The organism is Burkholderia sp. AU30198 (assembly GCF_020419825.1).
Classification (GTDB): domain Bacteria; phylum Pseudomonadota; class Gammaproteobacteria; order Burkholderiales; family Burkholderiaceae; genus Burkholderia.
In genome coordinates this window covers 98,303-125,189 of record NZ_JAIZSA010000009.1, presented here as the reverse complement: position 1 = coordinate 125,189, position 26,887 = coordinate 98,303, and the positions used below count along the sequence as shown (strand labels likewise).

Here is a 26,887-nt window from a genome sequence, read left to right as displayed (position 1 = left end):
CGTGCACGTGACGCTCGCCCGCTTCGCCGAACGCATCGCCACGCCACTGCTGCTCGCATGGGCCGCTGCGACAGGCAGCCCGGCCCGCGCCGCGACGCTGCAGATCTCGCCCGTCACGCTCGAACTCGCGCCCGATGCGCCGGCGGCGGGCATCACGCTGCGCAATCCGGGCGCGCGGCCGATCTACGGTCAGGTCCGCACCTATCGCTGGACGCAGGAAAGCGGCGACGACGTGTTGACGCCGTCGCCGGAACTGGTCGCGAGCCCGCCGCTGCTGCAGATCGCCGCGCAAGCGGACCAGCTGGTCCGGCTGGTCCGCGTCACGCGCGACAAGCCACCGCGCGAGCTGAGCTACCGCATCCTCATTGACGAGTTGCCGACGCCCGACGCGCCGGTGACGAGCGGCATCACGATCCGGCTGCGCTACTCGATCCCGGTGTTCGTCACGCCCGACGCAGCCGCCGCGCCGCCGCGGCTGACCTGGAGCCTCGTGCGCGGCGACGCGGGCTGGCTGCTGCGCGTCGCGAACGACGGCGGCCGGCATGCGCAGATTGCCGCCGTGCAACTGATCGACGACGCGGGCAAACGCCACGAGGTCACCGGCGGGCTGCTCGGCTACGCACTCGCGGGCAGTGCGCGGCAGTGGCCGGTCAAGCTCGACGCGACGGGTGCGACGCCGCGCATCCGGCGCGTGCAGGCGACCGTCAATACCCAACGGGTCGAGGCCGGCATCACCGGGCCTTGACCCAATTTCCGCCGCCTCCCAGCCCGACCGTGCCGACGCCCCGTCCCGCGCCTCGCTCGACGCGCCGCGGGCGTGCCGGACGCGTCGTCGCGTTGCCGCTTGCCTGGGCCGCGCTGCTCACGCTCGCGGGCGGCGCACCCGCTCACGCGCAGGATGCGCCGGTGCGCGTCCTCACGGCTGCGCGGGCCCCCGGCGCGGCGGCCGACCTGTATCTCGACGTCACGCTGAACGGCGCGCCGCTGCATCTGATCGCGCATTTCATCGAACGCGACGGCAGGCTGCTCGCGAGTCCGGCGGATCTCCGCGATCTCGGCATCGCGGCATCGAACGCCCCCACGACCCATCCTGCACCAGTCGCACTGGACACGCTGCCGGGCGTCACATACCGGTACGACGTCACGCGCCAGACGGTCGACCTGCGTGTGCCGGATGCGCTGCTCACGCCGCACCGGCTCGACACCCGCGCCCTCCCGCCGACCCCGCCCGCAACCGCCGGGCGCGGCTTCGTGCTGAACTACGACCTCTATGCGCAATCGACCGAACACACCCCCATCTCGCTGTGGAGTGAGGCGCGCTACTTCGACCCCACGGGCGTGTTCAGCACCACGGGCGTCGCGTCGTTCTACCGTGACCAGCATCGCTACCTGCGCTACGACACGTCGTGGAGCCGGTCCGACCCGAATACGCTCACGACGACCCAGCTCGGCGACACGATCTCGACGTCGCTCGCGTGGACCCGTTCGCTACGGATCGGCGGCGTGCAATGGCGCAGCAACTTCGCGCTGCGCCCCGATCTCGTGACGTTCCCGGTGCCCGCGCTGCCCGGTTCCGCCGTCGTGCCGACATCGGTCGACGTGTACGTGAACAGCGTGCGCCAGTTCAGCGGCGACGTGCCGAGCGGGCCGTTCGTGATCAACAGCGTTCCGGGCATCACCGGCGCCGGCAGCGCGACCGTCGTCACGCGCGACGCGCTCGGCCGAACGATCGCGACGTCGCTGCCGCTCTATATCGATACCCGGCTGCTCGCGCCAGGGCTCGCCGCCTATTCGGTCGAGGCCGGCTTCCTGCGGCGCGCGTACGGGCTGAGCTCGTTCGACTACGATCCGCGCGCCGCCGCGAGCGCGACCGCGCGCTACGGTGTCAGCGACGCGCTGACCGTCGAGGCACACGCAGAGGCGACAGGCGGCCTTTACAACGCAGGCGCCGGCGCGTTCGCGCGGCTCGGCATGGCGGGCGTCGTAAGCGCGTCGCTCGCGGGCAGCGCCGGACGGCTCGCGGGCACCCAGGTCGGGCTCGGCTATCAGCTGATTTCGCCGCGCTTCTCGATCGACGCGCAAACGCTGCGCACGGCCGGCCGCTACGGCGACCTCGCCGCGCGCGACGGCACGCCCGTTCCGACGGTCAGCGACCGCGTGACGCTGACGCTGCCGTTCATCCGCGCGCAGTCGCTCGCGCTCAACTACATCGGCCTGCGCTATCCTGGCGCGCCGCCGTCACAGATCGGCTCGATCGCCTACTCGCTGAGCCTGGGCGGCCTCGCGTCGCTCACCGTCAACGCGTTCCAGGATTTCCGCCGGCACGGTACGCGCGGGGCGTTCGTGAGCCTTAACGTCGGGCTCGGCCACAACGTATCGCTGAATGCGAACGTCGGCCGGCAGAACGGCGAGACGATCTACAGCGTCAACGCAAACCGCCCGCCCGACTACGACGGCGGCGCTGGATGGGCCGTCCAGGCGGGGCACGCGGGCGACCTGCGCTACGCGCAGGCGCAGGCCCAGTACCTCGGCCGCGCGGGCCAGGTCACCGCGCTCGCGCAGACGATCGGCGGGCAGCGCGCCGCGTCGCTCGATGTCACCGGCGCGCTCGTGCTGATGGACGGTCGCGCGCTGCTGTCGCGTCGGATCGACGACGGCTTCGCACTCGTGTCGACCGACGCCACGCCCGGCGTGCCGGTGCTCCACGAAAACCGCCCGATCGGCGCCACCGATCGCAGCGGCCATTTCCTGATTCCGGATCTCAATGCGTACCAGAACAACCGGATCGGCATCGACAGCATGACGCTGCCGATCGACACGCGCCTCTCCGATACCGTACAGAACGTCGTCCCGCAGGCCCGCTCGGGCGTGCTCGCGCACTTCTCGATCACCCGCGAGGCCGCCGCATCGGTACTGCTGCGCGACGCGGCCGGCGCGCCGCTGCCGGCCGGCCTGCGGGTGCGGCAGGTCGAGACAGGCAGCGCGACGATCGTCGGCTATGACGGCCTCACGTTCGTCACCGACCTCGGCCCGCTCAATCATCTGGAGATCGACGGCGGCGGCCGGCGCTGCGGCGTCGCGTTCCCGTATGTCCACCCGGCCGACGGCACGCTGCCGACCATCGGGCCGCTGACCTGCGACCTGAAATGAGCGCCGTGCGCCGAGCGGCGGGCCGGCGAGTGCTAAAATCGCCCGATTCCCTCGCGGTGCACGCCGCCCAACATCCTTCGAAGATTCGCCATGACGTCCCAACTGCACAAAAAGGGCGAGGCCTGGTCGGCCCGCTTCTCGGAACCGATGTCCGAGCTGGTCAAGCGCTACACGTCGTCGGTATTTTTCGACAAGCGCCTCGCGCTCGTCGACATCGCCGGCTCGCTCGCGCACGCGAACATGCTCGCCGCGCAGAAGATCATCAGCGCCGACGACCTGGCCGCGATCGAACGCGGGATGGCGCAGATCAAGGGTGAAATCGAGCGCGGCGAATTCGAATGGCAGCTCGACCTCGAAGACGTCCACCTGAACATCGAGGCGCGCCTGACCGCGCTGATCGGCGATGCCGGCAAGCGCCTGCACACGGGCCGCTCGCGCAACGACCAGGTCGCGACCGACATCCGCCTGTGGCTGCGCGGCGAGATCGACCGCATCGGCGGCCTGCTGAACGACCTGCGCGGCGCGCTGCTCGACCTCGCGGAACAGAACGCCGACACGATCATGCCGGGCTTCACGCACCTGCAGGTCGCGCAGCCCGTCACGTTCGGCCACCACCTGCTCGCGTACGTCGAGATGTTCTCGCGCGATGCAGAACGCATGCGCGACTGCCGCACCCGCGTGAACCGCCTGCCGCTCGGCGCGGCCGCACTGGCCGGCACGAGCTACCCGATCGATCGTCACGCCGTCGCGAAGACGCTCGGCTTCGACGGCATCTGCGCGAACTCGCTCGACGCGGTGTCGGATCGCGACTTCGCGATCGAATTCACGGCGGCCTCCGCACTCGTGATGACGCACGTGTCGCGCTTCTCGGAAGAACTCGTGCTGTGGATGAGCCCGCGCGTCGGCTTCATCGACATCGCCGACCGCTTCTGCACCGGCAGCTCGATCATGCCGCAGAAGAAGAACCCGGACGTGCCCGAGCTCGCGCGCGGCAAGACGGGCCGCGTGAACGGCCACCTGATGGCGCTGCTGACGCTGATGAAGGGCCAGCCGCTCGCGTACAACAAGGACAACCAGGAAGACAAGGAACCGCTGTTCGACACGGTCGACACCGTCGCCGACACGCTGCGGATCTTCGCCGAGATGGTGGCCGGCATCACCGTGAAGCCGGACGCGATGCGCGCCGCCGCACTGCAGGGCTTCTCGACCGCCACCGACCTCGCCGACTACCTGGTGAAGCGCGGCCTGCCGTTCCGCGATGCGCACGAAGCCGTCGCGCACGCAGTGAAGATCTGCGACGACCGCGGCATCGACCTGGCCGACCTGACGCTCGACGAAATGAAGCAGGATCTGCCGAACGTCGCGCACCTGATCGGCGAAGACGTGTTCGGCTACCTGACGCTCGAGGGTTCGGTCGCCAGCCGCAACCACCCGGGCGGCACCGCGCCCGACCAGGTGCGTGCGGCGGTCAAGGCTGCGCGCGCCGCGCTCGGCCAGTAAGCCCGCTGTTCCGGACGGACGCCTTCGGCGTCCGTTTTTCATTCGGGCGGCCATTGCGCCGCCCATCGCCTGCCCTGCTTCCCGAATGCCGCCGATGACCTTTTCCGCCGCGCTCTTCGACATGGACGGCCTGCTCGTCGATTCCGAGCGGACCATCATGAATACGTGGATCGACGTGTCGAATGCGCACGGCGTCACGCTGACCACCACCGACTACCTGCAGATCGTCGGCCGCTCGTTCGCCGAGGGCCAGGTCATCCTGGCGCGGCTGATCGGCAACCCCGATACGTTCGACGCGGTGCGCATTCGCGTGCGCGAGCAACTCGCGGCACCCGAACCGCATCCGAAGTTTCCGCTGAAGCCCGGCGCGTTCGCGCTGCTCGATGCGCTCGCGCAGGCCGGCATTCCGTGCGCGGTCGCGTCGTCGTCCGCGCAGGACGTGATCCGTGCGCGGCTCGACGCGGTCGGCGTGCTGCCGTTCTTTCGCGCAATCGCGGGCGGCGACGAAGTCGCGCGCGGCAAACCCGACCCGGCCGTCTACCGGCTTGCGGCCGAACGCCTTGGCGTACCGGCACACGCGTGCGTCGCGTTCGAGGACAGCGACTTCGGCGCGCAGTCGGCCGCCGGCGCCGGTGCGTCGGTCGTCACCGTGCCCGACCTGAAGGCGCCGACGCCCGAAATCATCGCGCTGAGCCTGCATGTGCTTACCTCGCTCGACGATGCGGTCGCGCTCGTGCCGTCGTGGTTCGGCGGGCACGATACGCAACGGCCCGCGTAGATCACCTGCCGCCGAATGCAAAACGGGCACCCTCGGGTGCCCGTTTTGCCGTCTCGCCGCACAACCGGCGTCGCCCTTGCGCTTATTGGTTGCCGGCCGTTTCCGACAACCGCTTCATCGTCGCGATGCGCGCGCCGATCAGGTCGACGCGGCCGTCCTCGCCGACGAGCGGCGCCGTCGCATCGCGGAACCCGACCCACGCGCGCTGCGCGCGGACGAGCGTCGCGGCCGAATGCGCGGGCATCTTGCGGCGCAGCTTCTGGTAATAGCGGTTCAGGTCGAACAGCGCGTGCTCGCATGCGGCGTCCTGTTCGCACGGCCGCACGCGGCGCACGGCCGGATCGCGCGGCGCGTTCGCCGGCTTGCCGTTCGGCTTGGCCGCGCTCGGGGCATCACTCGGGCCACCCTGCGCGCCGCTCGTGGCCGCGACTGGCACCGCGGCGGGCGGCGGCGCATAGCGATCGGCCGCGCTGCGCAACGCCAGCGCGCGATCGCGCACGGGCTGCAGCTGCAGGTCGGCACTCGACATCGCGTACGACGTGCCGCGCGTCGTGTCATACACGGCCTTCAGCAAATGCACTTCATCCTTGCGCCACGTGACCCAATGACGCTGGCTGTCCTGCCAGCCGCGCTTCGCGTCGGCCGGCGCATCCTTCAACAGGCGCTGGTACGCGCCGTCCATCACGGCCTGCCACTGCTGCTGCGCTTCGCCCATGCACTGGATCTGGCCGGCCGGCGACGACCGGTCGCGCCGCGCGAGGCATTGCCGCATCGCGACGTCGATCGGGTCGGCCGCCGCGACTTCCGCATGTGCGACACCCATGCCCGCCAGCCCGGCCGACCCTGCCGCCCAGACGACGAGCGCGGCCAGCGCCGCACGCATCGCCTGGATTCGTCCGTGCGTCGCCATCAGTCGCGCACGCAGTCGACGAAGTACTCGACGCGGCCGTTCACCTCTTCCGCGACGAGGCCGTGGATGTCGGTGTGGAAGCCCGGGAAGCGCTCGTTGAAGTCGCGCGCGAACCGCAGGTAGTTCATGATCGTCTTGTTGAAGCGCTCGCCCGGGATCAGCAGCGGAATGCCCGGCGGGTACGGCGTGAGCAGGATGCTCGTCACCCGGCCTTCGAGCTCGTCGAGCGGCACGCGATCGATCTTGCGGTGCGCGAGCTTCGCGAACGCGTCCGACGGCTTCATCGCCGGTTCCATGTCCGACAGGTACATCTCCGTCGTCAGGCGGGCGATGTCGTTCGCGCGGTACACGTCGTGGATCTGCGTGCACAGGTCGCGCAGGCCGACGCGCTCGTAGCGCGGATGCTGCGCGACGAATTCCGGCAGCACGCGCCACAGCGGCTGGTTGTTGTCGTAGTCGTCCTTGAACTGCTGCAGCTCGGTCACCATCGAGTTCCAGCGGCCCTTCGTGATGCCGATCGTGAACATGATGAAGAACGAGTACAGGCCGGTCTTCTCGACGATGATCCCGTGCTCGGCCAGGTACTTCGTGACGATCGCGGCCGGAATGCCGGTTTCGCCGAACTCGCCGTCGACGTCGAGCCCCGGCGTGATGATCGTCGCCTTGATCGGGTCGAGCATGTTGAAGCCTTCCGCCAGCGGGCCGAAGCCGTGCCAGTGGTCGTTCGGCTTCAGTATCCAGTCCTCGCGCGAACCGATGCCTTCTTCGGACAGGTTGTCCGGGCCCCATACGCTGAAGAACCAGTCGTCGCCGTATTCGGCGTCGACCTTGCGCATCGCGCGGCGGAAATCGATCGCCTCGGCGATCGATTCCTCGACGAGCGCGGTGCCGCCCGGCGGCTCCATCATCGCGGCCGCGACGTCGCACGACGCGATGATCGCGTACTGCGGGCTCGTCGACGTGTGCATCAGGTACGCCTCGTTGAAGCGGTGCTTGTCGAACGTGCGGTTCTCCGAATCCTGCACGACGATCTGCGATGCCTGCGAGATGCCCGCGAGCAGCTTGTGCGTCGAGTGCGTCGCGAACACGAGCGCGCCGGTGCGCGGACGGCCGTCGCCGATCGCGTGCATGTCGCGGTAGAAGTCGTGGAACGTCGCGTGCGGCAGCCACGCTTCGTCGAAGTGCAGCGTGTCGAGCAGGTCGCCGAGCAGGTCCTTGATCATCTCTACGTTGTAGACGACGCCGTCGTACGTGCTCTGCGTGATCGTCAGGATCCGCGGCTTCAGGTCTGGGTTCTCGCGCATCGCTTCGCGCGCGAACGGGTTCGCCTCGATCTTCTTGCGGATGTTCTCCGGCTTGAATTCGTCGCGCGAGATCGGCCCGATGATGCCGAAGTGGTTACGCGTCGGCGTCAGGAACACGGGGATCGCGCCCGTCATCGTGATCGCGTGCAGGATCGACTTGTGGCAGTTGCGGTCGACCAGCACGATGTCGCCCGGTGCAACCGTCGCGTGCCAGACGATCTTGTTCGACGTCGACGTGCCGTTGGTCACGAAGAACAGGTGGTCCGCGCTGAAGATGCGCGCCGCGTTGCGCTCGGACGCCGCGACCGGGCCCGTGTGGTCGAGCAACTGGCCGAGTTCGTCCACCGCGTTGCAGACGTCCGCGCGCAGCATGTTCTCGCCGAAGAACTGGTGGAACATCTGGCCGAGCGGGTTCTTCAGGAACGCGACGCCGCCCGAGTGGCCCGGGCAGTGCCACGAGTACGAGCCTTCGTCCGCGTACTTGACGAGTTCCTTGAAGAACGGCGGCGCGAGCGAGTCGAGATAGACCTTCGCCTCGCGGATGATGTGGCGCGCGACGAACTCCGGCGTGTCCTCGAACATGTGGATGAAGCCGTGCAGCTCGCGCAGGATGTCGTTCGGCAGGTGGCGCGACGTGCGCGTCTCGCCGTACAGGAAGATCGGAATATCCGCGTTGCGGCGGCGCACTTCGGTGACGAACGCGCGCAGCTCGATGATCGCGGTCGCGAGCTCGGGCAGTTCGCCGTCCGGGCCGGTTTCGCCGAGCATGAGTTCGTCGTCGTCGATCGACAGGATGAAGCACGACGCACGGCTCGATTGCTGCGCGAACGATGTCAGATCACCGTAGCTCGTGAGGCCGAGGACTTCAACGCCCTCCTTCTCGATCGCTTCGGCCAACGCCCGGATGCCGGAGCCCGAGATGTTCTCGGAGCGGAAATCTTCGTCGATGATGACGACGGGGAAACGAAACTTCATGGGCGATTCTCCAAAAAGAACGACCGCGGCGCGTCACGCGCAGCGGTCACCCGGAAACTGGTGAGACGTTATGCAACCAGATCAGGTTTTCGGCAGCGTGACACCGCGCTGCCCCTGATACTTGCCGCCGCGATCCGCGTACGACACGTCGCACACTTCGTCGCTCTCGAAGAAGAGCACCTGCGCGACGCCTTCGTTCGCGTAGATCTTCGCGGGCAGCGGCGTGGTGTTCGAGAATTCCAGCGTGACGTAGCCTTCCCACTCGGGTTCGAACGGCGTCACGTTGACGATGATCCCGCAGCGCGCATAGGTCGATTTGCCGAGGCAGACCGTCAGCACGGTGCGCGGGATACGGAAATATTCGACGGTGCGGGCCAGCGCGAACGAGTTCGGCGGGATGATGCACACGTCGCCCTTGAAATCGACAAACGAACCCTCGTCGAAGTTCTTCGGATCGACGATCGTCGAGTTGATGTTCGTGAAGATCTTGAATTCGTCTGCACAGCGGATGTCGTAGCCGTAGCTCGACGTGCCGTAGCTGACGATCCGGCGACCGTCCTCGGACGCGCGGACCTGATCGGGCACGAACGGCTCGATCATCTTGTGCTCTTCGGCCATGCGCCGAATCCACTTGTCGGACTTGATGCTCATGCCAGCCTCCGCCGGGCCGTCCCAAGGAAGCTGGCCGTCCCCTCGGGGGACAGCGAACGAAGTGAGCGTTGGGGTCGTTGCATATTCGGGGCGCCTGGAAACGCTGCGTGACAGTCGGTGAGGGCCAGACCCGCGAGGCGGCGGCCGGGAAAGGCGCACATTTTACGCGATCATCGACCGGCGCACGCGGCGCCCGTCAACGGATCACGCCGCAAGCCAGCGCGGGCCCCGCGCCATGCTGCGGAAACGCGGGGTCGCTCGGTTCGCGGTGCACCAGCGCCGCGCGGTTCATCGCCGAGCGCACGCCATCGAGGGCCAGATCGGGCGCGACGATGAAGCCGGCCGCGACGCCGTTCGCATCCGCGTGGATGTTGCCGAGATCGCCGGCGACACGGGCGCCCGCGCGCAGCCGGTCGGCGGCCGGCGCGAACACCTGGCCGGCGCTCGAGCCGTCGCCCGCGTTGCAGTCGCCGCGTTCGTGTACCTGTAAAGCGTGATCGCTGTTCGGTGGCAGGCCGGCCAGGTTGTAGGTGACCTGCACGCCGTCCGGACGCTCGACGAAGGTCACCGCGCCGCGCGTCTGCGAGCCGACCGTCGGCTGCAGTTGTGCATCGGCCCGTTTTTCGTGCGACGAGGAAAAGGAGGTGCAGCCGGCCAGCAGGCCCAGCGCGGCGGCGGCCAGCAGCGCGCACCGCACGCGGCCGGCGCGCACGCCGTGATGTCGTTGTTTCATTCGATCCTCATGCCGGCTGGCAGCCGTTTGACACGACGGCCACGCCGGGCGGGTAAAGGGACCCGGGAAAAGTCGCCATGATACCGCGCCTCGCGGCGCCGTAAACAGCGTGAGGCCCCGCCCCGCAAGGGTTTTACGTATTTTGAACAACGATCGACGGGAACTTCGACGTCATGTCGCGTGATCGCTCGGCAATCGCCAGCGCAACGCCGCGCGCGATCTCGCGGTAGCGGCGCGCCAGCGCACCGTCCGGATCCGCCACGACCGTCGGCGTGCCGCTGTCGGCCCGCTCGCGGATCGCGATGTCGAGCGGCAGGCTGCCGAGCACGTTCACACCGTAGTCCTGCGCCATCCGCTCGGCCCCGCCGGCGCCGAAGATGTGCTCCTCGTGGCCGCAATTCGAACAGATGTGGATGCTCATGTTCTCGACGATGCCGAGGATCGGAATCCCGACCTTCTCGAACATCTTCAGGCCCTTCTTCGCGTCGAGCAGCGCGATGTCCTGCGGCGTCGTGACGATCACCGCGCCGGTGACGGGCACGCGCTGCGCGAGCGTCAGCTGGATGTCGCCGGTGCCGGGCGGCATGTCGACGATCAGGTAGTCGAGCTCGCGCCAGTTGGTCTGGCGCAGCAGTTGCTCGAGCGCGGAGGTCGCCATCGGGCCGCGCCACACCATCGGGTTGTCTTCCTCGATCAGGAAGCCGATCGAGTTCGCCTGCAGCCCGTGGCCGACGAGCGGGTTCATCGACTGGTTGTCGGGCGACTCGGGACGCAGGCCGTGGATGCCGAGCATCGTCGGCAGCGACGGACCGTAGATGTCGGCGTCGAGGATGCCGACCGACGCGCCTTCGGCAGCAAGCGCGAGCGCGAGGTTGACGGCCGTCGTGCTCTTGCCGACGCCACCCTTGCCCGATGCGACCGCCACGATGTTCTTCACGTTCGGCAGCAGCTTCACGCCACGCTGCACCGTGTGCGCGACGATGTCCTGCGACACGGCGATGCGCGCGTCGCGCACGCCGGGCACGGCCTGCAGCGCTGCGGTGATGCGTGCGCGGACGTCGTCGTGCTGGCTGCGCGCGGGATAACCGAGCACCACGTCGAGCGCCACGACGTCGCCGTCGATCGCGACGTTGCGCACGCCCTTGTTCGCCGCATACGGACGGCCGGTATTGGGGTCGACGACAGCCGCCAAAGCGGCGTCGACTTGTGCCCGGTCAATGCTCATCGAAACTCCGTGAAAACGTTTTTCTCGCGCGCAAACGTCAAAAAATATCAAATTACGCTGCGAAAATCGGGAAAAGTGAAAGAATCTGTTGCACGCCATTGCGCGAACGCGCGACCCGGCGCACTCTTCGCGTGCGGCATGCTATGGGGCCAAATCGGCCACTTACCGCCTATATTGTAGAGGCTGACGCGTCGCACTGTCCCAACAGCCACGCTGACGGACAGGGCATGCGGCCACCTCGGCGGCTGCCGCGAGCGCAGGCCTGCCCGTCTTTTTCGGGCGGCCCGCGCAGGGAGCCGTAACTGTTGTTGTCTTCGTTGTCGACTCGTTCAACCAAGAGAGGAATCCAAGATGAACATGAAAATCGCGACCCGCTTGTCCGTCTTCGCATTGGCCGGCGCACTGCTGGCAGGCTGCGCCACGCAGCAAGGCAACAACACGGCCGTCGGTACCGGCACGGGTGCGGCGCTGGGCGCAGGCATCGGCGCGCTGGCAGGCGGCGGCAAGGGCGCGGCGATCGGCGCGGGCGTCGGCGCACTGGTCGGCGGCGTGACGGGTTACAACTGGCAGGCGATCAAGAACAAGCTCGCACCGTCGGCAGCGAAAACGGGTACGCAAGTGACCGAGCAGCCGGACGGCTCGCTGAAGCTGAACGTGCCGAGCGCGGTGACCTTCGCGACGAACCAGTACGCGATCACGCCGGCCTTCACGCCGCTGCTGAACGACCTGGCCTCGACGCTGAGCCAGAACCCGCAAGTGACGGCATCGATCGTCGGCTACACGGACAGCACGGGCTCGGCGCAGCTGAACCAGACGCTGTCGCAGAACCGCGCGCAAAGCGTCGTGAACGCACTGGCACAGCGCGGCGTGAACGGCGGCCGCCTGTCGGCGCAAGGCATGGGCGCATCGAACCCGATCGCGGACAACGCGACCGAAGCCGGCCGCGCACAGAACCGCCGCGTCGAAATCTACCTGCGCGCAGCGCAGGCGCAGTAAGCGCACGACGAGGAGAAGGTGCGGGCCCGCCGCTCGCGCCGCCCCGCCGGACAAGGCTTCCGGCGGAGCCGGTAACAAATCGAAAATATTTTCGAACTTCTGGCGCAGGCCGTGGTCAGTATTTACGGTACGCGGCTGGTGTTGCCGGCGCGTCACCATTCTCCTCTTGTCGTTGTTGCTCCGGGGCCGTATCCGCCCCGGTTTTTTTTGCCCGCAGAATTCGTGCTGCACCGCAGCACATCACCGTCGGGCACGCCGCTTGCGCGGCCCCGCCCGTTTCGGCGCCCGTTCAAGGGCGCCTGCCCGCGTCGCTGGCGCGCGCCCCTGCTAGAATCGCAGTTTCCCGTCGTTTTTCCGCCGTTCCTCTACAGACCCTATGTCCGCATCCGACCTCACTTCCGTGCAGGCTGCGGCGCCGCAAGGCGGCCGCCAGATCCTCGTTACGTCCGCACTGCCCTATGCCAACGGGCAGATCCACATCGGCCACCTGGTCGAGTACATCCAGACCGACATCTGGGTGCGGGCGCTGCGAATGCATGGCCATGAGGTCTACTACATCGGCGCCGACGACACGCACGGCACGCCGATCATGCTGCGCGCGGAGAAGGAAGGCCTGACCCCGAAGCAGCTGATCGACCGCGTGTGGACCGAACACAAGCGCGACTTCGACAGCTTCGGCGTGTCGTTCGACAACTTCTACTCGACCGATTCGGACGAGAACCGCGTGCTGAGCGAGAAGATCTACGTCGCGCTGCAGGAAGCCGGCTTCATCGCCGAGCGCGAGATCGAGCAGGCGTACGATCCCGTCAAGGAAATGTTCCTGCCGGACCGCTTCATCAAGGGCGAGTGCCCGAAGTGCCACGCGAAGGACCAGTACGGCGACAACTGCGAAGTGTGCGGCTCGACCTACCTGCCGACCGAACTGCTGAACCCGTATTCGGTCGTGTCGGGCGCGACGCCGGTGCGCAAGACGTCGAAGCACTACTTCTTCCGCCTGTCCGACCCGCGCTGCGAAACGTTCCTGCGCGAATGGGTGAGCGGCCTCGCGCAGCCCGAAGCGACCAACAAGATGCGCGAATGGCTCGGCGACGCCGGCGAGGCCAAGCTCGCCGACTGGGACATCTCGCGTGACGCGCCGTACTTCGGCTTCGAGATTCCGGGCGCGCCCGGCAAGTATTTCTACGTGTGGCTCGACGCGCCGGTCGGCTACTACGCGAGCTTCAAGAACCTGTGCGAGCGCAACGGCGTCGACTTCGACGCGTGGGTCCGCCCGGGCTCGACCACCGAGCAGTATCACTTCATCGGCAAGGACATCCTGTACTTCCACACGCTGTTCTGGCCGGCGATGCTCGAATTCTCGGGCCACCGCACGCCGACCAACGTGTTCGCGCACGGCTTCCTGACGGTCGACGGCGCGAAGATGTCGAAGTCGCGCGGCACGTTCATCACCGCGCAGAGCTACATCGACACCGGCCTGAACCCCGAATGGCTGCGCTACTACTTCGCCGCGAAGCTGAACGCGACGATGGAAGACATCGACCTGAACCTCGACGACTTCCAGGCGCGCGTGAACAGCGACCTCGTCGGCAAGTACGTGAACATCGCGAGCCGCGCGGCAGGCTTCCTGATCAAGCGCTTCGACGGCCGCGTGCAGGACAGCGCGATGAACCATCCGCTCGTCGCGAAGCTGCGCGACGCGATTCCGCAGATCGCCGCGCACTACGAGGCACGCGAGTACAGCCGCGCGCTGCGCCACACGATGGAGCTCGCGGACGAAGTCAACGCGTACGTCGACGGCGCGAAGCCGTGGGATCTCGCGAAGGATCCGGCCAACGCGGTCGCGCTGCACGAAACCTGCAGCGTGAGCCTCGAGTCGTTCCGCCTGCTGTCGCTCGCGCTGAAGCCGGTGATGCCGCGTGTCGCCGAAGCCGTCGAGTCGTTCTTCGGGATCGCGCCGCTCGCCTGGGCCGATGCCGCGAAGCCGCTGTCGTCGGAACAGCCGATCAAGGCGTACCAGCACCTGATGACGCGCGTCGACCCGAAGCAGATCGAAGCGCTGCTCGCCGCGAACCGCGATTCGCTGCAGGCCGAAGCCACCGGCGCGGCCGCCGCGAGCGCCAATGCCGCGAAGGATGCGAAGAACAACGCGAAGGCAAACGCGAAGCAGGCGGTGGTGAACGGCGCGGATGACGCCCCGATCTCGATCGACGATTTCGCGAAGATCGACCTGCGCATCGCGAAGATCGTCGCGTGTCAGGCCGTCGAGGGCTCGGACAAGCTGCTGCAGCTCACGCTCGACATCGGCGAGGAAAAGACCCGCAACGTGTTCTCGGGCATCAAGTCCGCGTACCAGCCCGAGCAGCTCGTCGGCAAGCTGACCGTGATGGTCGCGAACCTCGCGCCGCGCAAGATGAAGTTCGGCCTGTCCGAAGGGATGGTGCTCGCCGCGTCGGCCACCGACGAGAAGGCGGAACCGGGCCTCTACATCCTCGAGCCGCACAGCGGCGCGAAGCCCGGCATGCGTGTGAAGTAAGCCGCACGCACTGCCGCTTGCGAAAAAAAGCCCCGCACGAATCGTGCGGGGCTTTTTTCATGGCTGCTCGGCGCGCCGCGCGCGCGCGGCGTCACTGCCGAACCAGCGATCGAAGCGCCGCGTGTAGTTCAGGTCAACACCCTGGAACGTGCCGCCGTACGCTGACACCGACCAGAAGCGCGTCAGGTTGATCGTCGCCTTGAACGCGTTGGCCGCCGATTGCAGCCCCTGCTCGAAGCCGAGCACGAACCGCTCGTTGATCGCCTTCGACACCAGCACGACCTGCGGATCGGTCAGGCCGACTTCGCTGCGGCCGACCGAGACCTCGTCGAGACCGAAGGTCTGCGCGACGCGCTTGCCGGTCACGCTGCCGAGCAGCCCGAGCGCCGCCGTCATCGCACCCTGCTGGCCGACGTTGTTGCCCTGGTCGGTGCCGTGCCCGAACAGCAGCCACGACAGCTTTTCGTTGTCCGTGACGTTCGGCTCCGACACGAGCTTGACCGTCAGCGACTGGATCGTGCCCGTCACCTGTACGCCGGCCTCGACCTCCTGGTTGCGCCGCATCGCGAGGATGTTGACGCCCGGGTTCGACACGGGGCCGTTGAACGTGAAGAAGCCGTTCTCGATCGCCAGCTTGCGGCCGAACGACGTATACGTCGACCCTTCGGTCACGCGCACGTTGCCGACCGCGCGCAGCGGCACGCCCGGCGCGCTCATCACGGTGATCGTGCCGCGCAGCCCGAGATCCGCGCCGTGTCCCTTGAAGCGGAAGTTGTTGCCGAGGCCGATGTCGATGTTCGCGCGCGGCGCGAGTGACGGCGCCGGCTTGCCCTCGGCCGGCTTCGGCTTCGCGACCGCGGTGCCGGTCGGCGTCTCGCCGCGCACCGTGCCGCCCGGCTGCACGATCACGACGTCGTCCGACAGGTGCGGCGCCGATTCCTCGGGCAGGTCGAACAATGCGCGGTCGACGACGAACTTGCCGTCGATCGACAGCGCGCCGCGCGGCCCGTCGTTCGCGACGGTTGCCTTGCCCGACAGCGACAGCTTGCGGTCCGGCGCCGCGAACAGTTCGAGCTTGTCCGCGACGATGCTGGCGGTCAGGTCGGGCGCCTCGCCATCGAGGCGCACGCGGCCGAGCGCGCGCAGCGTGCCGTCGCCGCCGTGAAATTCGACCTGCTGGAATTCGACGAGGTTGTCCGACAGCTTCACGCGCACGATGCCGTCCTTCAACTGCACACCCTGGTCGATGAGCGTCGCGGACAAATCGTCGCCCGTCAGCATCCCCGACAGGTTCGGCTTCACCGGCGTGCCCGCGATGGTCAGCTTCAGCGCCGCGCGCCCGCCGAGCAGGTAGCTCGGCCCGAACAGGTTGCCGGTCGTCTTCAGTGCCGGGATATCGGCGTCGATGCGGCCCGACAACGGGCCATCGTTGACCACGCCGAACATGCCGTCGCGCAGCGCGAACGGGACGATGACGTTCGCGTCGAGCGTGCCGATCCGGTTCGCCTTCGCGAGCGCCGTCAGGTTGAGCCGGTTGCCGGGCGTGAAGCTCGCGCGCGCGGACAGGTCGGTCAGCCCCAGCGACGCGATGCCGCGCCCGCTTTCGATCGTCACGTCGCCGCCGCGACGCTTCACCTGCACATAGCCCGTCGAGTTCGCGCCGAGCGAGAAATCCCAGTCGGCGTCGAGCACGACGTCGGTCCGCACCGGTGGCCGCTGGCCCGTCAGCTCCTGGCGGACCTCGAGGAAACGCGCGACCGACGCGCCGCTCACGGAGCCCGCCGAGCGCATCTGGCCGTGATCGAACACGAACGATTTCAGGTCGATCGCCGCGCCTTCGAGCGTGAGCCGCGTCGCGCCGAGCGTCACGCGGCCGGCGCCGGCCGATACGGTCAGCGGCGACTGCAGCGCGATGGCCGGCGTGCCGCGGTTCGCGAGACGCGTCACCGTGCCGTCCCAGCGCATCCCGTCGCGGTTCTCGACCACGCCGCCGTTCGCCGCGAGCGTCACGTCGATCACGCGGCCGTCGGCCATCCCGAGCGCCGACGCGTCGAGCGTGTGCTTCGCGCGCGTGCCGTCGAGGTTCGCGCGCAGCGATTTCAGCTTCAGCGAGCCGAGCGCGATGTCGGACGCGTCGGCCGTGAACACGAGCGCGCCGTGCGCGCCGTCGCGGATGTCAGCACGGCCCTGCGCGGCACCGATCCGGTTCGAGCCGACAACGACGTGCTCGGCCTTGTAGGTGGCCGTCACGTTCGGGTGCGCGAAGCTGCCGGTCAGGTCGCCCTGCGCCTGCACGAGCCCTTCCACGCCGAAACCGAGCCGGTCGAGCTGCGGCGCGTCGACCACGAAGCGCAGCCGGTCGCCGGGCGCGCCGAAGCTGCCGCGCAGGTCGACGTGGTTGCCCGCGATCGACAGGCTCGCGTTGCTCGGCAGAATGCGCGAACCGGCGAGCTGCACGACGCCGGCGCCGGTCAGCGGCACGCCGTCGTACAGGCTGTCGCCGAGCTTGAAGGTCGCCTTCGTCGATACCTGCGGCGCGAACGCGCCCGACGCCGTCAGCGTGCCCGACACGCGCGTCTCGCCGCGCTGGGCCGGCGCCTTCGCGACCTTGGCGGGCGCCTTGCCGCCACCCGCCTTCGGCGCGCTCATCGCGGCGAGCAGCAGCGGATCGAATGCGGTCAGCGTCGCCTTCGCGTCGTAGCTCGAATGCGCATCGTGACGGAACACACCCGTCAGGTCGATCCGGCCCTTGCCCGCCGTCACGCGCGCGTCGGTCAGCACGGTCTGCTGCGGCGTCAGCGCGACCTTCGCGCGCGCGCCGAGCGCGAGCGTCGGGTCGTTCAGGTTGAAATCGACGGTCGTCACGTCGCCGGCGAGCGTCACGCCGAGCGGGCCGGCGAGGCGCATCGGCCGCAGCTCGGCGACGAATGCGTTCAGGTCGAGGTTCGCGACCTTCAGGTCGAAGCGGCCCTTGCCGCCCGCCAGCGTACCGCTGCCCGTCACGCTGCCGTCGCGGATCAGCTTCAGCGCGAGCGCGTCGATCCGCTGCGCGTGCGCGTCGAGATGCACGTTCGCGTGCGCATCGATCACCGGCAGCAGGTGGTCGCCGAGCGTACCGGGTTTCGCGTTGACGATCGACACCGGGCCCGTCACCGCGAAACCCTTCGCGGGCGCAGACCCGGCCGGCGCGGTCACGGGCGCGAGTTCCGCGCGCACCGCGAGATCGGCGGCAGGTGCGCCGGGCGCGAGCGCCTGCGGGTTCACGTGATCGAACGCGAGCGACGCGCGCGTGAGCGGCACCGCGCCGAACGGCGCGGCCTCGACGTGCGCGCGCCCGTTAAGCTTCATCCCGCTCGCGTCGACGTCGGCGACGAGCGCCTCGAGCGAACCCGACACGCGCGCGCGCGCATCGACCGGCTCGTCGGACAGCTTGCCCGCATACGTGGCTTCGCCCGTCAGCGCGAACGGCTTCACGCCGTCGAGCTTCGCGCGCGCCGTCAGCGCGCCGAACGGCGTATCGACGCCGTCGAGCACGAGTTCATGGTGGCGGCCGTCGCTGCGGCCGTTCAGCGCGAGATGGTCGAGCTGGGTCGTCGACCCGCCGTCGCGGATCGCAAGGCGATCGACGCGCAGGTCGTCGATGCGCAATTGCAGCGGCAGGCTCAGGTCCTGCGGCGTCGTACTCGGCGTCGATGGCCCCGGCGGGATCCGCACGTCGATCGTGCCGGCGCGAAGGTAGGCGATGGACAGCCGCCACGGCGCGCGGGTCAGGGCCCAGCGCCCGTCGAGCCGGTCGATGCGGATTTCGGTGCCGGTGCCGTCGGGGCTCGTCCACGCGAACCCGCGCAACCGCACGCCGGTCGCGAGCGAGCCGCCGTCGAGCGTGCCCGCGAGCCGCGCGCCGAGTACGCGCTCGGCCACCTGCCACGCGAGCCGCGTGCCGTGCTCGGTCGTCACCGCGGCCAGCACGAGCCCGGCCGCCAGCACGACGAGCAGCACGACTGTCGCGAGCGTCCACGCGACGAACCGCCCGATGCGCGCAACGGGCCCGCGGCGCGGCGCGCGCGGCGGCGCGTCGGGCGCGCCGTCGGGCGAGTCCGGATCGTGAGGCGGCGGCGTGTCGTTCGGGTCCTTCGTCATGCAGTTCGTCGTCGGTGAAGCGGTACGGTCAGAAAGCGATGCCGAGCGTCAGGTACGGGCGCACGCTATGGTTGCGCAACCCGTACGCGACGTCGACGTTGATCGGGCCGACGGGGCTGCGCCAGCGCGCGCCGACGCCGACACCCGGGTAGAACACCCGCTCGCCCCACGCATCGGTGGCGGTGCCGATGTCGAAGAACGTCGCGGCGCCCCAGTCGCGGTTGAACCAGTGCTGGTATTCGGCGGTGCCCGTCATCAGGTACTTGGTCGGCAGCACGGAGCCGTCGACGCTGTTGCCGATGCTCTGGTAACCGTAGCCGCGCACCGAGTTCGAGCCGCCCGCGCGGAACAGCAGCGACGCCGGCACGCCGGTCGAACTGCCGCTCGTGAACACGCCGCCGAGCTCCGCGCGGAACACGAACAGGTCGCGCTTGCCGATCGGCAGGTACTGCTGGCCGCGCGCGTAGCCGCGGATGAAGGACTGGTCGGTCAGCACGCCCTTGACCGCGAAGCCGGCCTCCGCGTGGATCAGGTTGCCCGAACGAGGAAACAGCGGATCGTCGACGTTGCGGCGCGTCCACGCCCATTGCGGCACGAGCGCGCGGCTCGTGGTCGGCCCCGCGCCGTTCTGGTCGAGCCGGTCCTGGTAGAACATCAGCGAATACGAATAGTCGATGAACTGGCCGGTGCGCGTGCGCTGCGCGCCGACCCGCGCGCTGTAGATGCGCGTGTCCGACACGTTGGTGTTCGTGTACGACGCGAGCACGCTGTTGGTCCAGCCCTTCTCGCCCGGCGGCATCGACAGCTGGACCTGTCCGTATTGCTGGATCTGGTCGAGCCGGCCCGACACGGTCAGCGGCCACGCGGCGCCGAACGTGTCGAGATACGTATAGGAGCCCTGCACGTGCGGCCCGGTATCGGTGGCAAAGCCGACGCCGCCGCGGATGTTGTTGTACGGGAACTCGCTGACCTTCACGTGCACGGGCGTGCGCTCGGGCTTCGCCGTATCGTCGCCGACGTCGATCGCGACGCTCGCGTAGTACGGCGTGTTCTGCAACTGTCGCTGCAATTCGGCGATCCGCTGCACGTCGTAGATCTCGCCTTCCGACAACGGATTGACGTTCGTGGCGATCTTTTCCGGATAGCGCCGCACGCCGTCGACATCGACCTTGCCGATCGTAAACGTCGGGCCGCTGTCGAACGTGACCGCGAGTGTCGCGCGCTGCGTGCTCGGATCGATGCGCGCCTCCGACGACGCGATCTTCCCGCCGAGATAGCGGCGCGACTGCAGTTGCTTGAGCGCCGCGCCCTTCGCACCGTCCCAGTCGGACTGCGTGAACGGATCGCCCGGCTTCAGCGAAAACGCGAAACGGGTCGCGGCTTCCTGCTTCGGATCCTCGGTGTCGATCGGCCCCTTGAACGTCAGGTCGACGGTCGACACGACCGTCTGCTTCCCCGGATCGACCGCGATGCGCACGTCGCGCTTGCCGTCGCGCGTGCGCACGTCGGTGCGCACGACCGGCGAGAAATAGCCGGCCGTCGCGGTGAGGTCGCGCACCTGCTGCGGCGTGGCGGTGACGAGGAAGTCGAACTGGTCGTCGCTGATGTCGTCGCGCTTCGCGAAGCGCGCGATATCGAGATGCGACTTGAGCAGCTTGCGAACCGAGCGCGGCGCATCGATGTCGACGTCGTACTTCGCGTGGGCCGGCAACGCGAAGCACGCGGCAAGGCAACCCGCGACGGTCACCCGCGCGGCGCGGGCCGCGGCGCCGGCGCGATTGCCTTCCACGCGCGGGCCCGCATCATGTGCCGTGTGTGCTTGCTGGTTCGACTGCCCCGCCAAATATGACCTCGCCCTCGGTTATCACGGTTTTGTGGAAAACCCTGTATTTGACCACAGGGCGTAGGCGTCAAAGCTTAATGTTTGTAAACCGCTGCGCGAACGAGCGGGGCCGTCGTGCCATGCCCGACGGCACGCGTCCGTGCACCTACTGCGCGCCGGCCCGCGGATTCGACGCGCGATTGCCGCCGGCTGTTCCCGCGATGCGGTAAAATCCCGCCATCGTGAATCCCGCGCATCGTGCGCCGCCCGAAACGGAAAACCCAGCCATGCCGTACCAGTCCGATGTCACGCAGTTCCTGAACCAGCTCAAGCAGCAGAAGCCGACGCTCGAGGAAGAGCAGCGCAAAGGCCGTTCCCTGCTGTGGGACAAGCAGCCGATCGACCTCGAAGAGCGTGCCGATCAGCAGGATTCGCGCGTGAAGCAAACGTCGTACGTCTACTACCAGAACTTCTGACCACGTGAGCGCCGCCGACGAGGCCAGCGCCGCCCGGCAGGACGACGCGATCGCCGCGCCCGCGGGCGCCGATTCGACGCCCGACACGGTCGACGGTGTCGCGGCGTTCGCTCGCCTGTACGGCGAACCGCTCTTCAAGCTGCCGCAGGATCTCTACATCCCGCCCGATGCGCTCGAGATCTTCCTCGAGACGTTCGAAGGCCCGCTCGACCTGCTGCTCTACCTGATCCGCAAACAGAACTTCAACGTGCTCGACATCCCGATGGCGCAGGTCACCGCGCAATATCTGGGCTATGTCGACCAGATCCGCACGTCGAACCTCGAGCTCGCGGCCGAGTACCTGCTGATGGCCGCGATGCTGATCGAGATCAAGTCGCGGATGCTGCTGCCGGTCAAGAAGGCCGACACCGGCGAGGAAGCCGAGGATCCGCGCGCCGAACTCGTGCGCCGCCTGCTCGAATACGAGCAGATGAAGCTTGCCTCGCAGCGGCTCGACCAGTTGCCGCAGCTCGGCCGCGACTTCCTGCGTGCCGAGGTCTACATCGAGCAGAGCGTCACGCCGCGCTTCCCCGACGTGAATTCGGACGACCTGCGCGCCGCATGGGCCGACGTGCTCAAGCGCGCGAAGCTCGTCCAGCACCACAAGATCTCCCGCGAGGAGCTGTCGGTGCGCGAACACATGAGCCTGATCCTGCGCCGGCTGCAGAACGCGCGCTTCATGGAATTCGCCGAGTTGTTCGACACGTCGCGCGGCGTGCCGGTCGTCATCGTGAATTTCATCGCGATGCTCGAACTCGCGCGCGAATCGCTCCTCGAGATCACGCAGGCCGAGCCGTTCGCGCCGATCTACGTGCGTCTCGCGTACTTGCCGGCATAACGCCCAGGCCCGCCCTTCCCGTTTTCCCGATTCATCCCGGCACACTGGCTGCCTCACCGCAGCCCGGCACGGCCGCGTGGTCGTTGCCGGCACGCCCGCTTAAAAAGTGAACGACCGTGCTTTTTTCGATGCGTTTGACGGCCAAATCCTCTACAATCCGCCGACGCCCGATGCGCCGCCCGCGCGCCGGCGTTCTCCGCTTCGACCCCGACGCCGCTGCCGCGGCGCCAACGCGCGCCAGCGCGAGGAACCCGCTACCCGATCATGAAAGTCATCAGCTCGATCCATGAACTGCGCGACCAGCTGCGCGGACAGAACCGCACGGCGTTCGTGCCGACGATGGGCAACCTGCACGAAGGGCACCTGTCGCTGATGCGCCTCGCGCGCCAGCACGGCGACCCGGTCGTGGCGAGCATCTTCGTCAACCGGCTGCAATTCGGCCCGAACGAGGATTTCGACAAGTATCCGCGCACGCTCCAGGACGATATCGAAAAGCTGCAGAAGGAAAACGTCTACGTGCTGTTCGCGCCGACCGAGCGCGACATGTACCCGGAACCGCAGGAATACCGCGTGCTGCCGCCGGACGATCTCGGCGGGATCCTCGAAGGTGAATTCCGGCCCGGCTTCTTCACCGGCGTGTGCACGGTCGTGTCGAAGCTGATGGCCTGCGTGCAGCCGCGCGTCGCCGTGTTCGGCAAGAAGGACTACCAGCAGCTGATGATCGTGCGCCGCATGTGCCAGCAGCTCGCGCTGCCGGTCGACATCATCGCCGCCGAAACCGTGCGCGACGAGGACGGCCTCGCACTGTCGTCGCGCAACCGCTACCTGTCGGCCGACGAGCGCAAGGAAGCCCCCGAACTCGCGAAGACGCTGCAGCGCATGCGCGAAAGCCTGCTCGGCGGCGAGCACGACCTCGGCAAGCTCGAAGACATGGCTCGCACGCATCTGGCCGGCCGCGGCTGGGCGCCCGACTACATCTCGATCCGCCGCCGCGCGAACCTGATCGCGCCGAACGCGGCCGAGCTCGAAGCCGGCGAACCGCTCGTCGTCGTCGCCGCCGCGAAGCTCGGCGCGACGCGCCTCATCGACAACCTGGAAATCTGACGGGCCGCCCCGCCCGCGCCTCTCACGACGCATCACGGAGACACCATGCAGCGCCACATGCTCAAATCGAAGATCCACCGCGCGGCCGTCACGCACTGCGAGCTGCACTACGAAGGCTCGTGCGCGATCGACGAAGATCTGCTCGAAGCCTCGGGCATCATCGAGAACGAACGGATCGACATCTGGAACATCAACAACGGCGAGCGCTTCTCGACGTACGCGATCAAGGGTGAGCGCGGCAGCGGGATGATCTCGCTGAACGGCTCGGCCGCGCGTCGCGCGCAGCTCGGCGACCTCGTGATCATCGCGGCCTTCGCAATGGTCGACGAAGCCGAACTGCAGGCCGGCTGGAAGCCGAAGCTCGTGTTCATCGACGACGGCAACAAGATCAAGGGCCACCGCGATCACGTGCCGACGCAGAACTGGACCTGACCGCCTGACCGCGTGCCGTGGCGCGCGGGAGCGGCTGCGCCGCTTGCGGTCGAAGGGCCGGATGCCGTGTACCACGGGATCCGGCCCTTTCTCATTTCATCGCGAGCCGGCCCGGCGGCCGTGCGATCAGGACGCCTTGGCGGCCTTCTCCGGCTTCTCGGCCTTCGGCACCCGGCGTTCGGCCCATTCGACGATCGGCCGCCACTGTTCGAGATCCTTCTCGACCCGGCTCTTCGCGACGTCCCACAGCGTGAGGCCATGCGCGGCGATCTGCACGTAGTTCTGCGTGTCGCGCACGTAGCCGAGCACCGGCAGGCCGAGCCCTTCGACGAACCGGTGAAGCTGGTCGGACGAGCGCGTGCGTGCATCGACCCGCATCCCGACGATCCCGACCTCGACGCTGCCCTTGCGCACGGCCTTCTCGCCGGCGAGGCGTTCCAGAAACTGCTGCGTGGCCAGAATATCGAACATCGACGGCTGCAGCGGCACGATCACCCTGTCGGCCAGTTGCAGCGCGACGTTGAGCCGGTTGCCGTGCAGGCCGGCCGGCGTATCGATCACCGCATATTCGAGGCCGCGCGGCGGCTTCGTCGGCGCGTCCGGATCGAGTTCCCACGCCTCGATCGCCGGCAATCCGGCCGGCCGCAGGTCGAGCCACGCATGGGCGGACTGCTGCCGGTCGAGATCGGCGAGCGCGACCCACGCGCCCTGCGCCGCGAAATAGCCGGCAAGATTGGTGGACAGCGTGCTCTTCCCCACGCCGCCCTTCGGATTCGCCACCACGATCACCGTCATGAATTCCCCCGAAAAAGCCGCGCGGCGCCCGCCGCATGGCAGGCGCCGCTCGAATGCGGATACAGGGAGCGATGATATCGGCAAACGGGGTATCACCGGAACGGGTTGCGCCGCACCATGCCGGCTGACCTACCCGTTACACACGCTGACCCGCGGCTTCCCGGGCGCCGAGCGCGAACGCGCCGCCGCCCAGCAGCGCCTGCACGGCGAGCGTGACGGCCCAGAACGCCGGATATTCCCAGCCGCCGTTCGGTGACGCGAAGCTCCAGCCGTTCGGCAGATGCGCGGCGGTCGCGCCGAGCATGAACGGCAGCAGCACGAGCGCGGCGACACGCACCCGGAAGCCCGCGAGCAGCGCGAGGCCGCCGGCCAGTTCGACGAACGTCGTCAGGTACGCGAGCCAGCCCGGCAGGCCGATCGACGCAAAGAACTGCGCGGTGCCAGGCAGCGTGAAGACGAACACCTTCTGCGCGACGTGCGCGAGGTACAGCACGCCGAGCGCGACGCGCAGCAGGGTCGCGGCGAAATCGTTGAGGCGATTGGGGTTCATGGCGAATTCCTTCGTGAGTGGTGTGAATGGATCGCACTCTATTCGAATCGATTCGACCAATAAACACGTCAATTCGCTTTAACTGATTCCTGTATGGAGTTAATTGAGATGTAAAAAGGGGCATGACCGATCATGCCCCTCACCATGCATCAGTAACCGTAACCGCTCTTTCCTTGTGTGGCGTCGCCGGAACCGGGCTGGCTGCCGCTTGATCCGTACGAATCGCACGCGTGCGCAACCGCCGACGCACCCAGCAGCGCCGCGAGCAGCACGCTCAACCACCATCGAGCCTTCATCGCCGCACTCCTCCGGGCGGACATCCGCCCTCCTCTGTTGTACGCGATCAGGCGGAAAAAGCGAGGGCTGAGAGACGGCGCATCAACGAAATTCGGCGTACAGCGCGTCGAGGTCGAGATGGTCGGCGAACGTGTCGGCCAGCCGCTCGAGCGATGCCTCGCGCAGCGCCGGATAGTCGATCCGTTCCGCGCCGTCGAGCCCGGCCCACGCGAGCAGCGCCGTGCACGCGTCGGGCGAGTCGAACAGCCCGTGCACGTAGGTCGCGAGGATCTGGCCGTCGGCGGAAACCGCGCCGTCGGGGCGCGTACCGTCCTGCGCGGCGTCGGCTGCCAGCGCCAGCGCGGGCGACGCGAGCGCGGACCCGTGCGTGTCGCCCATGTGAATCTCGTAGCCGCGCACGGCGGCCCCGCCCGGCAGCGCGAGATGCCCCGTGACGTTCTTCAGCGTCTTGTCGGGCTGCAGCGTCGTGTCGAAATCGAGCAGTCCGAGCCCCGGCACGCTGCCGGGCGCCCCTTCGAGGCCGAGCGGATCGTCGAGCGTGCGGCCGAGCATCTGCATCCCGCCGCAAACGCCGATCACCTTGCCGCCGTAACGCAGGTGGCGACGGATCAGCGTGTCCCAGCCCGCGTCGCGCAACCATGCGAGGTCGCGCTGCACGCTCTTCGAACCGGGCAGGATCAGCAGGTCGGCATCCGGCACGGGGCCGCTCTTCCAGTACGTGAATTCGACCTGCGGATGCGCGCGCAGCGGATCGAAATCGGTGTGGTTGCTGATGCGCGGCAGCGCCGGCACGACGACACGCAGCACGCCGGCGTCACCGCGTGCTGCGGCGCTGCGCGCCTGCGCGGGCAGCATGTCCTCGGCGTCGAGCAGCAGGCCGTGCAGATACGGCAGCACGCCGAACACGGGCTTGCCCGTCTGCGCACGCAGCCAGTCGAGCCCCGGTTCGAGCAGCTTGAAGTCGCCGCGAAAGCGGTTGATCACGAAGCCGCGCACGCGCGCGCGTTCGCTGTCCGACAGGCACGCGAGCGTACCGACCAGGTGCGCGAACACGCCGCCGCGGTCGATGTCGGCGACGAGCACGACCGGGCAGTCGACGCGTTCGGCAAAACCCATGTTCGCGATGTCGCCGTCGCGCAGGTTGATCTCGGCCGGGCTGCCCGCGCCTTCGACGATCACCGTGTCGTAGCCGGCACGCAGCCGCGCATACGACTCGAGCACCGCATCGAACGCGACCGGCTTGTAGTCGTGATACGCGCGCGCATTGAGGTTCATGCGCGCCTTGCCGTGAATGATCACCTGCGCGCCGCGATCGCTCGTCGGCTTCAGCAGCACGGGGTTGAAATCCGTATGCGGCGCGACGCCCGCGGCCAGTGCCTGCAGCGCCTGCGCGCGGCCGATCTCGCCGCCGTCCGCCGTCACCGCGCTGTTGAGCGCCATGTTCTGCGGCTTGAACGGCGCAACGCGCGCGCCGGCCCGGCGCGCCAGCCGGCACAGGCCCGCGACGAGCGTGCTCTTGCCCGCGTCGGACGTCGTGCCCTGGATCATCAGCGTACCGCGCGGCCGCGGCTCGGGTGCATTCATCGTGTAAAGCTCGTCGCGAAGCAAAGGCCGCATTATCCCCCGCGCCGCCATGCCC

Annotated in this window: 21 protein-coding genes; 10 read left to right on the top strand and 11 right to left on the bottom strand. The window is 68.2% G+C overall.

Annotation, left to right across the window (positions count from 1 at the left end; translation table 11 throughout):
• Positions 1 to 7 precede the first annotated feature (7 nt).
• The 4 genes from LGN19_RS20535 (at position 8) to LGN19_RS20520 (ending at position 5,428) form a co-directional block, all read left to right on the top strand.
• On the top strand, positions 8 to 745 hold the full coding sequence (locus tag LGN19_RS20535) for a molecular chaperone (protein WP_413227222.1): 738 nt from the start codon (positions 8 to 10) through the stop codon (positions 743 to 745).
• Positions 742 to 3,150, top strand: a complete 2,409-nt coding sequence (locus LGN19_RS20530) for a fimbria/pilus outer membrane usher protein (RefSeq protein WP_264173131.1) — start codon at positions 742 to 744, stop codon at positions 3,148 to 3,150. Before LGN19_RS20535 ends, LGN19_RS20530 begins: the two co-directional genes overlap by 4 nt.
• 90 nt (positions 3,151 to 3,240) lie before the next feature.
• Positions 3,241 to 4,650, top strand: a complete 1,410-nt coding sequence (gene argH, locus LGN19_RS20525; RefSeq protein ID WP_122946021.1) for an argininosuccinate lyase — start codon at positions 3,241 to 3,243, stop codon at positions 4,648 to 4,650.
• A gap of 94 nt (positions 4,651 to 4,744) precedes the next feature.
• Positions 4,745 to 5,428, top strand: a complete 684-nt coding sequence (locus tag LGN19_RS20520) for an HAD family hydrolase (protein WP_122946748.1) — start codon at positions 4,745 to 4,747, stop codon at positions 5,426 to 5,428.
• Between the two features lie 82 nt (positions 5,429 to 5,510).
• Here LGN19_RS20520 and LGN19_RS20515 read toward each other — a convergent pair whose 3' ends face one another.
• The 5 genes from LGN19_RS20515 to apbC all read right to left on the bottom strand — a co-directional run bounded on the left by LGN19_RS20515 (position 5,511) and on the right by apbC (position 11,226).
• Positions 5,511 to 6,311 carry a lysozyme inhibitor LprI family protein gene (locus LGN19_RS20515; RefSeq protein ID WP_413227221.1) on the bottom strand — a complete coding sequence of 267 codons (801 nt, stop codon included), beginning with the start codon at positions 6,309 to 6,311 and terminating at the stop codon, positions 5,511 to 5,513.
• A 26-nt stretch (positions 6,312 to 6,337) separates the two neighbouring features.
• Entirely contained in the window at positions 6,338 to 8,617 is a 2,280-nt protein-coding gene (locus LGN19_RS20510; protein ID WP_122946023.1) for an arginine/lysine/ornithine decarboxylase, read from the bottom strand.
• 81 nt (positions 8,618 to 8,698) lie between these two features.
• Entirely contained in the window at positions 8,699 to 9,268 is a 570-nt protein-coding gene (gene dcd / locus LGN19_RS20505; protein ID WP_006398615.1) for a dCTP deaminase, read from the bottom strand.
• Between the two features lie 196 nt (positions 9,269 to 9,464).
• Complete coding sequence (sodC, locus tag LGN19_RS20500) at positions 9,465 to 10,001, bottom strand: superoxide dismutase [Cu-Zn] (RefSeq protein ID WP_174955406.1); 537 nt, start codon at positions 9,999 to 10,001, stop codon at positions 9,465 to 9,467.
• A gap of 133 nt (positions 10,002 to 10,134) precedes the next feature.
• A complete protein-coding gene (gene apbC, locus LGN19_RS20495) occupies positions 10,135 to 11,226 on the bottom strand; it encodes an iron-sulfur cluster carrier protein ApbC (RefSeq protein ID WP_226216837.1) in 1,092 nt (363 codons plus the stop codon).
• A gap of 351 nt (positions 11,227 to 11,577) precedes the next feature.
• Between apbC and LGN19_RS20490 the strand changes: the two genes are divergently transcribed.
• Together LGN19_RS20490 and metG are read left to right on the top strand one after the other, a co-directional pair.
• Entirely contained in the window at positions 11,578 to 12,222 is a 645-nt protein-coding gene (locus LGN19_RS20490) for an OmpA family protein (RefSeq protein WP_226216835.1), read from the top strand.
• Between the two features lie 376 nt (positions 12,223 to 12,598).
• Positions 12,599 to 14,755 (top strand): methionine--tRNA ligase, encoded by a 2,157-nt coding sequence (gene metG, locus LGN19_RS20485; RefSeq protein ID WP_122946026.1) that lies wholly within the window; start codon positions 12,599 to 12,601, stop codon positions 14,753 to 14,755.
• A gap of 57 nt (positions 14,756 to 14,812) precedes the next feature.
• Here the strand turns inward: metG and LGN19_RS20480 are convergent, their stop codons facing one another.
• A complete protein-coding gene (locus LGN19_RS20480; protein ID WP_226216833.1) occupies positions 14,813 to 18,895 on the bottom strand; it encodes a translocation/assembly module TamB domain-containing protein in 4,083 nt (1,360 codons plus the stop codon).
• Positions 18,896 to 18,923: 28 nt separating this feature from the next.
• Complete coding sequence (locus LGN19_RS20475) at positions 18,924 to 20,738, bottom strand: autotransporter assembly complex protein TamA (RefSeq protein ID WP_226216832.1); 1,815 nt, start codon at positions 20,736 to 20,738, stop codon at positions 18,924 to 18,926.
• A gap of 266 nt (positions 20,739 to 21,004) precedes the next feature.
• On the opposite strand from LGN19_RS20475, the gene LGN19_RS20470 reads away from it, so the two are divergent.
• From LGN19_RS20470 to panD, 4 genes are all read left to right on the top strand, one after another.
• Entirely contained in the window at positions 21,005 to 21,193 is a 189-nt protein-coding gene (locus tag LGN19_RS20470; protein WP_226216830.1) for a DUF3460 family protein, read from the top strand.
• A 4-nt stretch (positions 21,194 to 21,197) separates the two neighbouring features.
• Complete coding sequence (locus LGN19_RS20465; RefSeq protein WP_226216828.1) at positions 21,198 to 22,070, top strand: segregation and condensation protein A; 873 nt, start codon at positions 21,198 to 21,200, stop codon at positions 22,068 to 22,070.
• Positions 22,071 to 22,334: 264 nt separating this feature from the next.
• Complete coding sequence (panC, locus tag LGN19_RS20460) at positions 22,335 to 23,174, top strand: pantoate--beta-alanine ligase (RefSeq protein ID WP_226216826.1); 840 nt, start codon at positions 22,335 to 22,337, stop codon at positions 23,172 to 23,174.
• A gap of 45 nt (positions 23,175 to 23,219) precedes the next feature.
• Positions 23,220 to 23,606, top strand: coding sequence for an aspartate 1-decarboxylase (gene panD / locus LGN19_RS20455; RefSeq protein WP_039368025.1), 387 nt, complete (start codon positions 23,220 to 23,222; stop codon positions 23,604 to 23,606).
• A gap of 126 nt (positions 23,607 to 23,732) precedes the next feature.
• Here panD and LGN19_RS20450 read toward each other — a convergent pair whose 3' ends face one another.
• The 4 genes from LGN19_RS20450 to LGN19_RS20435 form a co-directional block, all read right to left on the bottom strand.
• Entirely contained in the window at positions 23,733 to 24,401 is a 669-nt protein-coding gene (locus LGN19_RS20450; RefSeq protein ID WP_226216825.1) for a ParA family protein, read from the bottom strand.
• Between the two features lie 136 nt (positions 24,402 to 24,537).
• Positions 24,538 to 24,951, bottom strand: a complete 414-nt coding sequence (locus LGN19_RS20445; RefSeq protein WP_174955411.1) for a DoxX family protein — start codon at positions 24,949 to 24,951, stop codon at positions 24,538 to 24,540.
• Between the two features lie 149 nt (positions 24,952 to 25,100).
• On the bottom strand, positions 25,101 to 25,247 hold the full coding sequence (locus LGN19_RS20440) for a hypothetical protein (RefSeq protein WP_164462617.1): 147 nt from the start codon (positions 25,245 to 25,247) through the stop codon (positions 25,101 to 25,103).
• Positions 25,248 to 25,329: 82 nt separating this feature from the next.
• The gene (locus tag LGN19_RS20435) at positions 25,330 to 26,832 is read right to left on the bottom strand and encodes a cobyric acid synthase (RefSeq protein ID WP_226216823.1); all 1,503 of its coding nucleotides are present in this window, start codon (positions 26,830 to 26,832) and stop codon (positions 25,330 to 25,332) included.
• Between the last annotated feature and the right edge of the window lie 55 nt (positions 26,833 to 26,887).

Bases quoted from the DNA above. Each gene is read 5' to 3' on its own strand.
- LGN19_RS20510 (WP_122946023.1), bottom strand. From the start codon at position 8,617: ATGAAGTTTCGTTTCCCCGTCGTCATCATCGACGAAGATTTCCGCTCC.
- sodC (WP_174955406.1), bottom strand. From the start codon at position 10,001: ATGAAACAACGACATCACGGCGTGCGCGCCGGCCGCGTGCGGTGCGCG.
- LGN19_RS20435 (WP_226216823.1), bottom strand. From the start codon at position 26,832: ATGAATGCACCCGAGCCGCGGCCGCGCGGTACGCTGATGATCCAGGGC.
- LGN19_RS20520 (WP_122946748.1), top strand. From the start codon at position 4,745: ATGACCTTTTCCGCCGCGCTCTTCGACATGGACGGCCTGCTCGTCGAT.
- panD (WP_039368025.1), top strand. From the start codon at position 23,220: ATGCAGCGCCACATGCTCAAATCGAAGATCCACCGCGCGGCCGTCACG.
- LGN19_RS20445 (WP_174955411.1), bottom strand. From the start codon at position 24,951: ATGAACCCCAATCGCCTCAACGATTTCGCCGCGACCCTGCTGCGCGTC.
- metG (WP_122946026.1), top strand. From the start codon at position 12,599: ATGTCCGCATCCGACCTCACTTCCGTGCAGGCTGCGGCGCCGCAAGGC.
- LGN19_RS20470 (WP_226216830.1), top strand. From the start codon at position 21,005: ATGCCGTACCAGTCCGATGTCACGCAGTTCCTGAACCAGCTCAAGCAG.
- LGN19_RS20490 (WP_226216835.1), top strand. From the start codon at position 11,578: ATGAACATGAAAATCGCGACCCGCTTGTCCGTCTTCGCATTGGCCGGC.
- argH (WP_122946021.1), top strand. From the start codon at position 3,241: ATGACGTCCCAACTGCACAAAAAGGGCGAGGCCTGGTCGGCCCGCTTC.
- LGN19_RS20440 (WP_164462617.1), bottom strand. From the start codon at position 25,247: ATGAAGGCTCGATGGTGGTTGAGCGTGCTGCTCGCGGCGCTGCTGGGT.
- LGN19_RS20515 (WP_413227221.1), bottom strand. From the start codon at position 6,311: ATGCGTGCGGCGCTGGCCGCGCTCGTCGTCTGGGCGGCAGGGTCGGCC.
- LGN19_RS20480 (WP_226216833.1), bottom strand. From the start codon at position 18,895: ATGACGAAGGACCCGAACGACACGCCGCCGCCTCACGATCCGGACTCG.
- apbC (WP_226216837.1), bottom strand. From the start codon at position 11,226: ATGAGCATTGACCGGGCACAAGTCGACGCCGCTTTGGCGGCTGTCGTC.
- dcd (WP_006398615.1), bottom strand. From the start codon at position 9,268: ATGAGCATCAAGTCCGACAAGTGGATTCGGCGCATGGCCGAAGAGCAC.
- panC (WP_226216826.1), top strand. From the start codon at position 22,335: ATGAAAGTCATCAGCTCGATCCATGAACTGCGCGACCAGCTGCGCGGA.
- LGN19_RS20450 (WP_226216825.1), bottom strand. From the start codon at position 24,401: ATGACGGTGATCGTGGTGGCGAATCCGAAGGGCGGCGTGGGGAAGAGC.